Annotated in this window: 10 protein-coding genes; 7 read left to right on the forward strand and 3 right to left on the reverse strand. The window is 69.4% G+C overall.

Going from position 1 to position 13,084, the window contains the following annotated elements; translation table 11 throughout:
• The first annotated feature begins 5 nt into the window (after window positions 1–5).
• Window positions 6–968, forward strand: coding sequence for a hypothetical protein (locus ACSRUE_RS01875; RefSeq protein WP_441289520.1), 963 nt, complete (start codon window positions 6–8; stop codon window positions 966–968).
• A 34-nt stretch (window positions 969–1,002) separates the two neighbouring features.
• Window positions 1,003–1,563 carry a hypothetical protein gene (locus ACSRUE_RS01880; protein ID WP_441289521.1) on the forward strand — a complete coding sequence of 187 codons (561 nt, stop codon included), beginning with the start codon at window positions 1,003–1,005 and terminating at the stop codon, window positions 1,561–1,563.
• A 253-nt stretch (window positions 1,564–1,816) separates the two neighbouring features.
• Here the strand turns inward: ACSRUE_RS01880 and ACSRUE_RS01885 are convergent, their stop codons facing one another.
• The 3 genes from ACSRUE_RS01885 to ACSRUE_RS01895 all read right to left on the reverse strand — a co-directional run bounded on the left by ACSRUE_RS01885 (window position 1,817) and on the right by ACSRUE_RS01895 (window position 6,731).
• The gene (locus ACSRUE_RS01885) at window positions 1,817–3,397 is read right to left on the reverse strand and encodes an ATP-binding protein (protein WP_441289522.1); all 1,581 of its coding nucleotides are present in this window, start codon (window positions 3,395–3,397) and stop codon (window positions 1,817–1,819) included.
• Between the two features lie 85 nt (window positions 3,398–3,482).
• Window positions 3,483–4,724: a TIGR02270 family protein gene (locus ACSRUE_RS01890; RefSeq protein WP_441289523.1), complete on the reverse strand. Its 1,242-nt coding sequence runs from the start codon at window positions 4,722–4,724 to the stop codon at window positions 3,483–3,485.
• 48 nt (window positions 4,725–4,772) lie between these two features.
• Entirely contained in the window at window positions 4,773–6,731 is a 1,959-nt protein-coding gene (locus ACSRUE_RS01895) for a type VI secretion system Vgr family protein (RefSeq protein ID WP_441289524.1), read from the reverse strand.
• A gap of 275 nt (window positions 6,732–7,006) precedes the next feature.
• Between ACSRUE_RS01895 and ACSRUE_RS01900 the strand changes: the two genes are divergently transcribed.
• The 5 genes from ACSRUE_RS01900 to ACSRUE_RS01920 all read left to right on the forward strand — a co-directional run bounded on the left by ACSRUE_RS01900 (window position 7,007) and on the right by ACSRUE_RS01920 (window position 13,083).
• Window positions 7,007–7,801, forward strand: a complete 795-nt coding sequence (locus tag ACSRUE_RS01900) for a hypothetical protein (RefSeq protein WP_441289525.1) — start codon at window positions 7,007–7,009, stop codon at window positions 7,799–7,801.
• A gap of 356 nt (window positions 7,802–8,157) precedes the next feature.
• On the forward strand, window positions 8,158–10,242 hold the full coding sequence (locus ACSRUE_RS01905) for a serine/threonine-protein kinase (RefSeq protein WP_441289526.1): 2,085 nt from the start codon (window positions 8,158–8,160) through the stop codon (window positions 10,240–10,242).
• A gap of 96 nt (window positions 10,243–10,338) precedes the next feature.
• Complete coding sequence (locus tag ACSRUE_RS01910) at window positions 10,339–11,442, forward strand: serine/threonine-protein kinase (RefSeq protein WP_441289527.1); 1,104 nt, start codon at window positions 10,339–10,341, stop codon at window positions 11,440–11,442.
• 7 nt (window positions 11,443–11,449) lie between these two features.
• Entirely contained in the window at window positions 11,450–12,073 is a 624-nt protein-coding gene (locus ACSRUE_RS01915) for a hypothetical protein (RefSeq protein ID WP_441289528.1), read from the forward strand.
• A gap of 8 nt (window positions 12,074–12,081) precedes the next feature.
• Entirely contained in the window at window positions 12,082–13,083 is a 1,002-nt protein-coding gene (locus tag ACSRUE_RS01920) for an MBL fold metallo-hydrolase (protein ID WP_441289529.1), read from the forward strand.
• Window position 13,084 lies beyond the last annotated feature (1 nt).

The following is a 13,084-nucleotide window of genomic DNA, read 5'->3' on the forward strand; positions in this document are numbered from 1 at the left end:
CGCAAGTGGGCGAAGCTGTCGGGGTACCAGAGCTCGTAACAGAAGACGACTGTCCATTCGATCACTCGACCCCAAAACCGCCCACCGTCGAGAACGCGCTCATAGGCAAGGGAGGGACGCTCAAATCCAAGATGGAGAGCGGGACCAGCACCCACAAGTATGCCTATAACCCTTCGATCAAAGTCGGCCCCAACCCCAAGGAGAAGGTCCTCTCTCCACGAGACCGCGCAGAGCACCCTTTCAAAGGCGGGAAGAAGGCGCTCAGCATCACAGACGCAGACGGGAGAAAGCACCAACTTGCCGTCTCCTGCGCAGCGCACCACTGCATCCCTGCACAAGAGTCGCTCAAACGCTCTCCACTTCTTCAGTTCATGGTAAAGAAGGGCGAAACGGCGAAGCTCAAGGACGCATCGTTCACAGATGGCGTCGTATGGTCCAACATCGGATATGACACCAACGGACGCGAAAATGGTGTTTTCCTTCCCGGCAGCTACGCCGTGAGCAGCCATTGGAAGACATGGAATGATGGCACAGACGACGAAGAAGACGACGGCGTGGTCTCGATAGACCCGAACGCATCCGTACTTCAGGGGGCAACCAAGATCGATGAAGCGAACCCTCGCTGGCAATACGTGCGCCAAGCAGTCAATCTCACGCCGGGACAGTTCCATGATCGGCACGTCTTCTACAGCGACTTCGTCCTGACCATACTGAACAAGATTCACGAGCTCTTCATGAATCACAAAAAGGCGACGTTCGACGACGATACCGGTTGCCCCAAATGCAAGGAGAACCGCGACAAGATCGCAAACGATGGCATTCCAACCCCATTCACGCTCGTCGCGAGACTAAATTTCATTTCTGGCAAACTGGGCAACTGGCTCGACGGGAAGACTTGGCGCAGCAACATATACACGTCACGATGGGGCAAATTCTATATAGCGCACCTAAAGAAGCAACAATCCTAACGAGAACCGGGCCTCACACTCTTTTGGAGCGACAATGTACTGGATCATGGATTGCCCAAGCCCCGACGATGGCGACCACGCGCTCCTCGAGTACAAACCAGACGGCCAGTTCCGGACGTGGATGTCCGGTGCGATCTTTGGGATCCCCCCACCCGAACCCGTCATCGCGACGGTGATGCCTGGCTATTCGGGCATCATGGCCGAGCTGTGGCAGGCTCCAGTCCCGCTGATGACCGAGCGACTACTCGCCATTCTTCGTCGGGCCGGCGTTGACAACCTCGACACGTATCGCGCCGAGGTGCGTGATGCCGCGACCAAGGAGGCGCGCAGAGATTACGTCGCCTTCAACGTCATCGGCCTCGTGACCGCGGCAGATCTCGGCCGCGCCGTGTTTGACACAGGCCAGCCCGACCGAAAGATCAGCATGATCTTCGACGCCCTCGCCATCGACAACACTGCAGCGATGCATCTTCTGCTGTTCCGGCTCGGCGAGGCAGTCAACGCGCTGGTCGTGCACGATCGGGTCAAGCAAGCTGTGGAGGATGCGGGACTCACCATGATCGAGTTCTTCGCGCCCGAGGAATGGGCCGGGTAATCTTGGCTTGTACGCTTGGCGTCACGCCACACCACCGGCGAGGACAAGAAGCGTGGACCTCGCCGTAAAGGGCACTTCTTCGACAGATGTTCTACACCTTTTCTCTAAGGGACGAGCACCCACCTCGAACACCCCCAGCCGCGGCCTTAAAAGCACCGCTCGATCACCACCGCCACCCCCGCCGGCTGGTTCCCGCGCCGCAGCTCCTCGTTCAGCCCTTCCACCCTGGCCCTGGCCCGTCGCCCCCCACCCCTCACGCCCAGAGAAGCGTCACCCGCCTCCCCGACGGCGTCTTCGCCTCCTCGAACCGCGTGCGTGCGTCGATCTCGCCCGCCTCCTCGCGCCGGTCGAAGATCACGAGCACCCCCTCGTCGAGCCCGATCTGCGCGAGGTACCCGTCGAGCTGCGCCAGCCCCTTCGGCAGCGGGCTCTTCTCCCCCTCGCGCCAGACCTTGAGCTCCAGCGCCACGCGCTGCACGGCGCGACGCCCCTCGGCGTCGCGGTAGGGCCAGCGCACGAGCAGGTCGATCCGCCCCCGGCCGAGCCCGTACTCGCGATCGATCGTCCCGCCGCCGTTCACCACCCGCTGCAGGAAGGCCATGAGCACGATCTGCGGCGCGACCTCGTGGTAGGCGAGGCGCCCGGCGAGCGCCTCACCGTGCTCCTGCCAGAACGCAGCGAACTCCTGGAGCAGCCGCGCCACGTCGAGCCGGCCGTCCGGGAGCACGAAGGACTTCGGCTCCGCCAGCACGACCGGCTCGACATCGCCGGCGAGCACCCGCGCGATCACCTCGCGGTAAATGGGGTTCGCGACGCGCGCGGGGTTGTCCGAGGCGAGCAGCCCCAGATCGCGAGCGTACTGGAGATCGTCCTGGTACGTGTCGCCGCCGGCCGACAGCGCGCCCGCGAGGAGCGGCTCAATCACGCGCCGGATGCGCGGCTCGTGCAGCCGCGCCACGAGCGAGTCGAGGTGCGTCGCGCGCGCGAGGATGAGCCGCTCCTTCGCCTCCTCGACATGAGCCACGGTGATCGGCTCGTCCGGCGAGACGGCGAGCTTTTCCACGACCTCCCGGGCGAGCGCGTTCACCAGCCAGGGCTGGCCGGACGTCAACGCGAACGCGCGCTCGATCGCCTCCTCCGTGAACACCTGGCCGGTCTCGGCGGTGTGCTGGCCGTACAGATCGCGCACCTCATCGCGATCGAAGTCGCCGATCCTGAGGGACTCAATTTTGACGTTGAATGGGCTCGCCGTGCCGAGCCGGCTCGGATCCCCCCCGCTCGCGGACTTGTACTCGCGCACGTCGCGCAGGCCGCACAGCGCCACCGAGGCGGGAAAATCGGCAGGTCGCTCGGCGAACCCGGCCCGGAGCTGGCGCAGCACGCTGATCAGGCTCTGGCCTCGGAGCGCGTCGATCTCGTCGAAGAACAGCACCAGCGGCCGCGGGCATGCGCGCGCCCACGCCGCCAGCTTGAGACCGAGGAGTCCCTCATCCCCCTGCTCAGGGACGGACGGTGGTCTCAGCTCCGGCGACAGCTCGATTTCGGCCCGCCAGTCGATCTGCCGCACGATCGCCCGCTGCGCCGCGCCGTAATCATCGCCGGCAGCCTCCCCCTCCTCGCACGAGAAGAGCAGCGCCGCGAAACGCCCGGACGCCGTCAACCGCTGCGCCAGCGCCCGCAGCGCCGTCGTCTTTCCCGTCTGCCGCGGCGCGCGCACCACGAAGTACCCCATCTGCTCCACGAGGCCGGGCGCCTCAGGCAGACGTCGCTCCGCCGGAATCATGTAGTGCCAATCCGGGCGGCAGGGCCCGGCCGTGTTGAAACGGCGCGCCATGCCCCGAGCTTGCGTCGCGCCCCCTCCCGGCCGCAAGGCCCGGATGGACGCCCCCCGCACGCGCGACTGCCCCGGCGCTCATCCCCTACCCTCCGAGCTCCGCCCGCTGCGCCTCTCCCCGCGCACGCACCTCGAACACCCCCAGCCGCGGCCTCAAGAGGCACCGCTCGATCGCCGCCGCCGCCCTCGCCGGCTGGCTTCCGCGCCGCAGCACCTCGTTCAGCCCCTCCAGATCGATCCCTCTCCCCCAGAGATGCCTTTTCCCCGCCGCGAAGTCCCCTCGCCGCCGCGCCCACCACCGCCCCACGGCCGCCGCATCAGGCCACGGCAGCCCGTCGTCCGGATCGGGCCCCACGTCCTCGTCCTCCGGGTCGTCGCTCGGCCCAGCCTCCTCGAGCGCGGACCCCTCGAGCTCCTCTCTCACCAACTCCACGCCCGTGATCAACGACAGCGCCCCGCCCGCCAGGCGAGCCAGCCTGGGCGCGCTCATCTGCTCGATGAGCCACGGCACGTGCGCCGGATCCCCGAGCGCCCCGACCCCCGCGATCGCCGCCCGCGCCATCCCCGGCGATTCACCGAGCCCCCTCAGCCATCTCGCCCCCGCGTGCGGACCGAGCCGCCGCAACGCCACGCCCGCAGCCCGCTCCGCGAGCGCCCCACCGCCGGCAGCGATCTCGATCAGCACATCCACCCCGCGCTCCTCCCCGAGCAGCGCCGCCGACCATGCCGCCCAGAACCGCACCGCCTCGTCCTCGGCGCCGAACGCCCGCCGCGCATCGTCGAGCCCCTCCACGAACCCCAGCTCCCCCAGCGCCTTGAGCGCCCTGGCCCGCAGCCGCGCGTCCTCTGCGGAGAGCGCCTCCTTGAGCGCCGGCCCCGGATCCCGCCGCCGCACCGCGCTCGCGGCGATACCGATGGTCCGGAGCGCCGGCTCTGCCTTTGCGCCGAGCAGCGCTGGCAGCACGTCCTTCACGAGCTCCGGCGCCGCCCACCCCAGCGCCGACACCACCCCGCGCGCGATCGCCGGCGCCTCCACGCCCCGCGCGATCAACGCCGCGATCACCTCCTGATCCCGCCGCACGAGCGCGAGCGAGAGCGCCGCGAACACCTCGCCCGCCCCCCCTTCCTCGGCCGCGGCCACGCAGCCGTCCCACGCCGCGCGCCCGCCTCGCGCGAGCAGATCGAGCTGCGCCGCGAGCCGCCCGTCGACCTCTGCCAGGCCCTTCAGATCGTACCGCGGATCGCGCGCCGCGCTGTCGCGCTGGCTCCACAGGAACCCAGCGTTGTCCACCGCCTGCGCGAAAACCTCGGCCTCAGTGATCGACAAGGTCGCTCCTTCCGCGTCGCGACGCGCTCGCCCACGCCCGGGCGGACGTCAGTTGTTCTTCACCTCGCTGCCCTTGATCGCGACCTTCCCGTCGCCCTTCAACGTGAGATCCCCGCCGGCCTCGCCCTTCAGCGCCTTCCCAGCCTTGAGCGTCATCGCCTGCTCGCTCTTGATGGTCACCGTCTTGGCCTCGATGACCAGGTTCCCCTTCACCTTGAGGACGTGATTGCCCTTCACCTCGTGGGTGAAGTTGGCCTTGTTGGTGTGGGTCTCGTGCCCCTCGACCGTCAGGTCCCGTGTCCCCTTGACCGCGTGCGACTCATTGCCCTTCGACACGTCGATCGTGCGGTTGCCCTTCCCCACCGTCAGCAGGTCGTCCCCCTTGTCGATCGTCACCGTGCGGCTCTTCTCCACGCTGATGGTCTGGTCTCCGCCCACCGCCAGCGTCTGATCGTTATCGATGGTGATCGACTGGTCGTGCTTGACGCCGATCGTCCAGTCGTTCTCCACGTCGACAGCCATGTCCTTCTGGGCGTGCATGTAGAGCTCCTCGCTGTCCTTCCTGTCCTCGAAGCGGAGCTCGTTGCCCGCGCTGCCCCCCTTCGACGACCGGGACAGGAGGGTGCTCTTCGTCTGCTCGCCGGGAAGCGCGTAGGGGACCGTCTGGTCCGCGTTGTACACCGACCCGGTGCAGAGCGGCCGGTCGGGATCGCCGCCGAGGAAGCTGACCACGACCTCCTGGCCGACGCGCGGCAAGTACCAGCTCCCCCACCCCTTGCCGGCCCAGGACTGGGCGACGCGGATCCAGCAGGAGCTGTTCTCGTCGCGCTTGCCGTACCGGTCCCAGTGAAACTGCACCTTGATGCGGCCGAACTCGTCAGTCCATATCTCCTCGCCGCTCTTGCCGACGACGACGGCCGTCTGAGCCCCCGCGATGATGGGCCTCGGCGTCACGCGCGCGGGGCGAAAGGGGCTCTGCATGGGCATCGCCTCGAAGGAGTTCTGGTACTCGTCGTTGTCGGCCGAGTGCGTGACGGCGAGCAGCAGGTACTCGCCGTTCACGTCGGAGCGCTCGTGCTGGACGAGCTGGAACGCATGGCCGGCCGTGAACGCGCGGCAGAACGAGCTGCCGACGAGGCGCCGGGCCACGCCCTCCTCCGCCTCGATGCGACGCGTGGCGATCGCGTCGCCGGCGCTCTTGTCGGCGTAGCCGCCGGGATACTCGAAGAGCGCGAGCTTCGCCCCGCCGCCGCTCGCCTGGCTGAGCAGCGAGGTGCTGGGCGCCTTGAAGTTGTAGTCGGTCGCCGCATACGACCCCGCGACGACCTCTCCGATGAGCTCGCAGACGGCCATCGCGTCCTCATCGCGCGTCGAGCTCTCGACGGCGCCCACGTAGCGCACGTCGCCGAGCTCGGGGCAGCGCGGGTTGCCCGCGCTGTCGTCGCCGAGGATGAGGGTGTGCTTTCCGTCCTCGTGCTGGAAATAGTAATAGATGCCCTCCTCCTCCAGCAGCCGCGAGACGAACTGAAACGCGGTCTCCTGGTACTGGACACACACCTCGCGAGGAGCGTACGCGCCGGTCAGCTCGTCCTTGTAATCGGAGAAGCCGAGGTCATCGAAGATCTGCTTCACGATGTCGGGCACCGATCTGTCCTGGAAGATGCGGGAGTCCGTGGTCCTCGTCAGAAACCAGAGCCAGGGGTGGATCTCGGCGCGATAGGCGGTCCTCGGCTGGCCGCCGTCGACGTAGACACGGCCGGCCTGACGGAAGCGCGTGACGACACCGTGGATCATGCGCTCGGCCCCGCTGGAGAGGCGGATGACCGCGGTGATGCCCTGGCCGACGATGGAAGAAAAATCGATGGCCCGCTCCTCGGACAGGAGGTCGAGCTCGAACCGAAAAAGGCCGGACAGCCGCTCCTCGCCATGGATCCTGACGAGGGCGAGGGCGTCGGGGCCGAGGGGGCTATGGAGGGCGAGGATCGTCTTCGCCTGGGAGTAGGGCATCGCGCATCCTCTCGGTTCAGGGCCGGCGGTCGGGCCGAGACTACCACAGGGGCCCGCGGAGCCGCAGCGCGGCGACAGGCCCAGAGGCCATTGGCGTCCAGCGAGCGGTGTGCGACAAGGACACCGCTGCCCTCGAGAGGCGGCGCTGATTGTCTTCGCTGGCGCGGGTGCGTTGTGACCCCTTACGACGAGCTCCCCTCCCGTTTCCGTGGGCACATGACCGCGGAGCATCGCGCGTTCTTGCTCGCGAATCGCGGACGCTTGCTGGCGGACCGATGACGGCGGGGCTGACACTCCTGGCGCTGGCGGCGCTGCTCGTGGCGGCGCTCGTCGCCGAGCGGGGGCGACGGCAGCTACGGAGGGCTCTCGAGGACACGCGGCGCGCGCTCGCTGCAGGAGAGGCGGCTCATGCCGAGTCGGCGCGGGAGCGCGAGGCCGAGGCCGTGCGCCGCGGGGCGGAGGCCGCTCGCCACGCGGAGGATACGGCGCAGCGCGAGACCGAAGCAGCTCGCCAGGCGCAACACATGGCCCAGCGCGACGCCGAGGCGGCGTTGCGCGACGCCGAAGCGGCTCGGCAGGCGCAAAGCGCGGCCCTGCGCGACGCCGAAGCGGCTCGGCAGGCGCAAAGCGCGGCCCTGCGCGACGCCGAAGCGGCTCGGCAGGCGCAACACGCAGCCCTGCGCGACGCCGAAGCAGCTCGGCAGGCGCAACACGCAGCCCTGCGCGACGCCGAGGCAGCCCAGCGTGAGGCCGAAGCGACCCTGCAGGCGCAGCACGCGGCGCACGCCGCCCTGGAGTGCGCGAAGGCTATCGCAGAAACAGAGCGCCAGGCAGCGCTGGAGGAGGCCCGGCAGGCGCGCGCCGAGCGGGACTCGTTCGCGCTGGAGGTGCGGGTGCTGCGAGCGGAGCTCTCGACGACGCGCAAGCCAGCCGAGAAAGCGGCGGAAAAGCTCGCGGGAACCTCCGTGAAGCCGAGGACGCCGAAGACATCGGAGCAGCCGGGCAAAACGAGTTGGTGGTGTCAGCAATGCGGGCGAGGAGGAACGCGGCCCGAGCGGTGCTGCAGATAGGTGGCAGATAGGTGGCCGACAGGTGGCCGACAGGTGGCCGATAGGTGCCGGAGAGTACTGCCGGACGAGCGCGGTGCCGCGCGCAGGAGATCCGTCACCGCGCCGCGCGCGCCTTCACGAGGCCGCCGCGCAAGGCCGCCGCGCACGTCGGATCTTGCAAAAAATGGCGGCGGAACGGCTATCCCCGAGGACGGGACCTCATGCCGTGCCCTCGCAGCGCACGCCGGAGCGACCGACCCCTGTCAGTGAGCCCACATCTACCAGTGAGCCCACATGTACACCTCGACGACATCGCGTCCCCGAATGCTTGACCGCGGCTTGAGGCCGCCCTGCTCAACGTCGTACAATCGACCAGAATGAAGTTTTTCCAGGCCATCGCTCGGATGGGGCTGAAGTCGGGCGACGATCCGAAGGTGCGCCAGCACAAGAAGATCCTCACGCTCACCGCGGCGCTCAAGGCGTGCGCGTGCCCCATCTGGGTGATCGCCTATGGGGCAGCCGGGGACCACCGCTCGGCGGCGATCCCGCTCGGCTACATCGTGTGTACCGGCCTGAGCCTGGCCCACTTCGCCAGGACGAAGGAGTTTGCCGGGTTCCGCTTCCGCCAGGCGCTGCTCATCTTCGCCCTGCCGTTTCTCATGCACGCGAGCCGGGGAGGGTTCGTCGGCTCGAGCGGCGTCGTCCTGTGGGCGCTCCTCGCGCCGCTGACGTTGCTGCTGTTCCACGGATCGCGGGCGTCCATCCCCTGGTTCATCGCGTACACGCTGCTCGTGATGGCCGCCGGCGTTGCCGACCCGCTCCTCTCCGGGGTCGCGCCGGAGGCGCCTCCGAGCCTCCTCGCCGGCTTCTTCGCGATGAACCTCCTCACGGTGTCGGCCATCGCGTACGCAGCGGTGCAGTATTTCGCGCGCCAGCTCGCGGAGGAGCAGGAGAAGCTCGCGGAGCTCGTCGTCTCCTCGGCGCAGGCGCTCGACGACATCGCGAGGTGGTCGTCCGCCGCGGCGGCGCAGATCGCGGAGGCGATCGGCGCCAGCGAGGTCGCGGTGTGGAAGGCCGAGGAGCAGGCGATGGTCAGCCTCACCGCGACCACCACCGAGGCGCCGCACATCGACGCTCTGCGCCACGCCGCGCTGACCCAACACTCCTCTCCGAGATCCGCGGATGTCGTGGTCCCCGTCCTCGGCATGTCGGGCGACGTCCACGGCGCGCTGGTCATCGTCGGCAGCGGCGTCGTGTGGAGCGATACGACCCGGCGGCTCGTCCGCTCGTTCGCGCACCACCTCGGCAGCGCGCTCGAGCTCTCGCGGCTGCGCAAGGATCTCGCGAGCGCGGCGGAGCGGCGGGCAGCGACGCTCGACGACATGGTGCGCCGCGGAATCGATATCCTGCAGATATGCCCGAGCTGCCAGCGCTGTTACGATCAGCGTGTGGAGCGATGCCTCGATGACGGCGCCGCGCTGAAGGGGCCGCGGCCGTTCCCCTATCGCGTGGCGGGGCGGTATCGCCTGACCCGGGCCGTCGCGGAGGGCGGCATGGGCAGGGTGTTCAAGGCCCACGACGAGCGGCTCGGGCGCGAGGTCGCGCTCAAGACCATCAGGACAGAGCACTTCAACAACGAGGATGTGCGCGAGCGGTTCGCGAGAGAGGCGCGCCTCGTCGCGCGAATCCATCATTCGTCCGTCGTCGAGGTGTACGACTCGGGCGAGCTCGAGGACGGGACGCTCTTCATCGTGATGGAGTGGCTGGAGGGCTTCACGCTCGCTCACGCCATGAAGTCGCACGGGCCCGGAACGCCAGCCCAGGTGGCGGTGCTGCTGCGCGAGGGCGCCTCGGCGCTCGGCGCTGCGCACGCGGCGGGGCTCGTGCACCGCGACGTCAAGCCGGAGAACATCTTCCTGATCCCGTCGACGGGGCCGGGCGACTTTCACGTCAAGATCCTCGACTTCGGGATCGCCAAGGAGCTCTCCGCCGACGTGAGCGCGACCTCGACGGGCATCTTCCTGGGGACTCCGCTCTACATGGCCCCGGAACAGGCGCGCGGAAGGTCGGTGGACACGCGCAGCGATCTCTACTCCTTCGCGGCCGTCGCTTACCAGGCGCTCACCGGACGGCGCATCGCCGCCGGAGAGGACCTCGCCACCATCCTGGCGAGCCTCTCGCGCGCCCCTCCGCCGCCCGTCTCGTCGCTGCTCCCGGGGACGCCGCCGGACGTCGACCGCGCCTTCGCGCGGGCGCTCGCGCTGTCGCCCGACGAGCGGCCTCGGGACGTCGAGGAGTGGGCGAGCTCGTTCGCCGGCCTGCTCGACAGCCTGCCCAAGCGGAGCCCGGGCTGGCGCATGTCAGGCGACGCGCCCGACATGGAGGAGCTCTCCAGCGCCGAGACGGTCCTGATCCACGAGCCCAGAGCGCGGATGCCGTCGGACATGTCCCGCGCGTCGTGATCGCGCCGCGCGCGCCTTCGCGAGGCGCCATCACGACGCGCACGTCGGGTCTTGCAAAAGGGGCGGCGGAAGGGCTATCCCCGAGGACGGGACCTCATGCTGTGCCCTCGTTGCCACCGGCGGTACGCGGATGACCACCGCTTCTGCCCGCACGACGGAGAGAAGCTGGTCGCGAGCCACGACATCCGGCGGATCCGGTCCCAGCCCACCGAGCACGTGGGCGCGATCATCGCCGAGCGGTACCGGGTGCGGGGCCTCATCGGCAGCGGCGCCATGGCGCAGGTGTTCCTGGCGGAGGACACGAAGAGCGGCGCGCCCGTCGCGCTGAAGCTCCTGGAGGCGAGGCTCCGCCGCGAGCCCAAGGTGAAGGCGCGGTTCCTCCTGGAGGCCAAGGCCGCGGCCACGGTCGTTCACCCGAACATCGTCGAGGTCCTCGATATCGGCCTCCACGATGGGTCGCCTTACCTCGTGCTGGAGTTCCTCTTCGGCGAGTCGCTGAGCTCGCTGCTCCTGCGCGAGAAGCGGCTGTCCCCGGAGGCCGGCGTGCCCTTCCTCCTGCAGGCCGCGGCCGGGCTCGGCGCGGCCCACCGCGCGGGGATCGTCCACCGCGACGTGAAGCCCGCCAACGTGTTCCTCGTGGGGGAGAAGGGCGACGCCTGGGCGGCCAAGGTCGTCGATTTCGGGTTCGCCAAGCTGTACGAGCACTCGGGGCTCACGCAGGCCGGGGTGACCGTCGGCACCCTGGAGTACATGGCGCCGGAGCAGACCGTCAGCGACCCTCCCGACGGGCGCACGGACGTCTACGGCTTCGGCATGCTCATGTACCGGATGTTCACCGGCCGGCTCCCCTTCAGCGTCGCGCGGAGCTCCTCCCCCGCCCTGGCGCCCGCCATGGACGAGGCCGTGGTGCTGGCCAACCAGCTCGTCACGCCGCCCCCGCCGCCCAACCTGGGTGAGAGCCCGGCGTCGCGGGCGCTCGAGGCGGTGATCATGAAGTGCCTGCGCAAGCGGCCGGAGAACCGATATCCCTCGATGGAGGCGCTCGGCGAGGATCTCGCCCGGCTCGGGCGCTCAGGCGCGCTGGCGGCGCACGCGCCGATCGCCTCGCCCGACGTGTACGCGGCGCAGACGCCCTATGGAGAGCACGCGGCGCGGTTCCTCTACAAGCAGCTCGGCAGGGTGTACGGCGACGCGCCGTAGCCGCGGCATGCCCGGAGCGCGCTCCCTCGCGCGACGCCGCGCTCCCGCGCTGGCCGCCTCCGTCACCGCGCTCGGCTGGCTGCTCTGGCCGCTCGCCGCGGGCGCGTCGTCCGAGGCGCCGCGGCAGGCGGCGCCGGCGGCCGCCGCCACGGAGCCCGACATCCGCCCCACGCTGGCGTGGCTCTTCGTCCAGCTCGTGCCGAGCCCCGAGCTGTGGCTCGAGCCGGGCGGGGCGCGCTTCGGGTTCCGCTGGCAGGTGACGCCGCTGCTCTACTCGTTCGGGATCAACCGCAAGCTCTCGCCGTGGCGCGCCTTCATCGCGGAGCCGCTCACGCGTCACGCCGGCTCGATCGAGCTCTTCGGCTCGCCCGGGTACGTCGCCCGTCCGGGCGCGTTCGCCGATCGCTGGCTGATCCGGGGCGGCGTCCGCGCCTATTTCCCGCTCCTCGACGGCGGCGACTACCTGTCCTGCTCGCTCGGCGGATCCGCGATCCATGCTCGAGGGCAGGTGGCGGCCTCGTACGAGGCGGGGGTCTATACCCTGTTCGGCGCCCTGGGCGCGCAGGTGGCGGCCACGCCGACGGCCGCCTTGCGATCGACCACGTTCACGCTCAGCATCCGCTACTTCTGACGCCGCGCATGGCCACGCGCTCCTCCTCGTCGCCAGCTCGCCTGTCCGCCGCGGCGCTCCTCGCGCTCGCGGGCCTGTCGTGCGGCGTGCCCGCGCGCATCCTGGAGAGCAACGTGGCGAGGCTGTTCGCGAGCCCGCTGCCCGTGCCGGACAAGGTGCGTGCGCCGTACCGCCCCGAGGCGAGGCTCGCAGCGCTCTGGGTCGGGCACGCGACCGTGCTCGTGCAGATCGACGACCGATGGATCCTGACCGACCCCGTCTTCACGTCGACGGTGGGCCTCATGGTGAAGCGGCTCGTCGAGCCGGGGCTCGCCCCGGAGGATCTGCCGCCCATCGACGCCGTGCTGATCTCGCACATGCACCTCGACCACCTCTCGCTCGGCTCGCTGTCGATGATCGAGCCGAAGGTCCGCGCGCTGCTCGTGCCTCGAGGCGGGCTCGTCTACGTGCCCAACCATAGCTTCGCGTCGTTCGAGGTCCCGACCTGGACGACATGGCGGCAGGGCGATCTCAAGATCACGGCCGTCCCGGTGCGGCACTCCGGCTATCGCTACGGGCTGGACCGGGACTGGATGACGGAGAGCTTCACGGGTTATGTCGTCGAGTACCATGGAATCACGGTCTACTTCGGCGGCGATACGGCCTACGACCGCGACGATTTCGTGAAGACGCGCGCGCGATTCCCCTCGATCGATCTGGCCCTCTTGCCGATCGCGCCGGTGGGGCCGCGCGAGTTCATGGAGAGCAAGCACGTCGATCCGGCGGAGGCGGTGCAGGCCTTCCTCGACCTCGGGGCGCGTCGGATGATGGCTATCCATTTCGACACCTTCATCAACAGCACCGATACGTTCGGAGAGGCGCCCCGCGAGCTCCGGCGCGTCATGGCCGCGCGCGGGCTGGGGCCGGATCGGGTCTTCCTGCCCAGGCATGGCGAGCAGCGGGTGCTCATCGCGAGGGGCGAGCCCGGGGGCGCGGCGGCGGCGAGCAAGCCAGCGGCGCGCGGCAAATAAC

It is taken from the genome of Sorangium sp. KYC3313, assembly GCF_052075895.1.
GTDB lineage: Bacteria > Myxococcota_A > Polyangia > Polyangiales > Polyangiaceae > Sorangium > Sorangium cellulosum_B.

Bases quoted from the DNA above. Each gene is read 5' to 3' on its own strand.
- ACSRUE_RS01910 (WP_441289527.1), top strand. From the start codon at position 10,339: ATGCTGTGCCCTCGTTGCCACCGGCGGTACGCGGATGACCACCGCTTC.
- ACSRUE_RS01880 (WP_441289521.1), top strand. From the start codon at position 1,003: ATGTACTGGATCATGGATTGCCCAAGCCCCGACGATGGCGACCACGCG.
- ACSRUE_RS01895 (WP_441289524.1), bottom strand. From the start codon at position 6,731: ATGCCCTACTCCCAGGCGAAGACGATCCTCGCCCTCCATAGCCCCCTC.
- ACSRUE_RS01920 (WP_441289529.1), top strand. From the start codon at position 12,082: ATGGCCACGCGCTCCTCCTCGTCGCCAGCTCGCCTGTCCGCCGCGGCG.
- ACSRUE_RS01915 (WP_441289528.1), top strand. From the start codon at position 11,450: ATGCCCGGAGCGCGCTCCCTCGCGCGACGCCGCGCTCCCGCGCTGGCC.
- ACSRUE_RS01900 (WP_441289525.1), top strand. From the start codon at position 7,007: ATGACGGCGGGGCTGACACTCCTGGCGCTGGCGGCGCTGCTCGTGGCG.
- ACSRUE_RS01905 (WP_441289526.1), top strand. From the start codon at position 8,158: ATGAAGTTTTTCCAGGCCATCGCTCGGATGGGGCTGAAGTCGGGCGAC.
- ACSRUE_RS01885 (WP_441289522.1), bottom strand. From the start codon at position 3,397: ATGGCGCGCCGTTTCAACACGGCCGGGCCCTGCCGCCCGGATTGGCAC.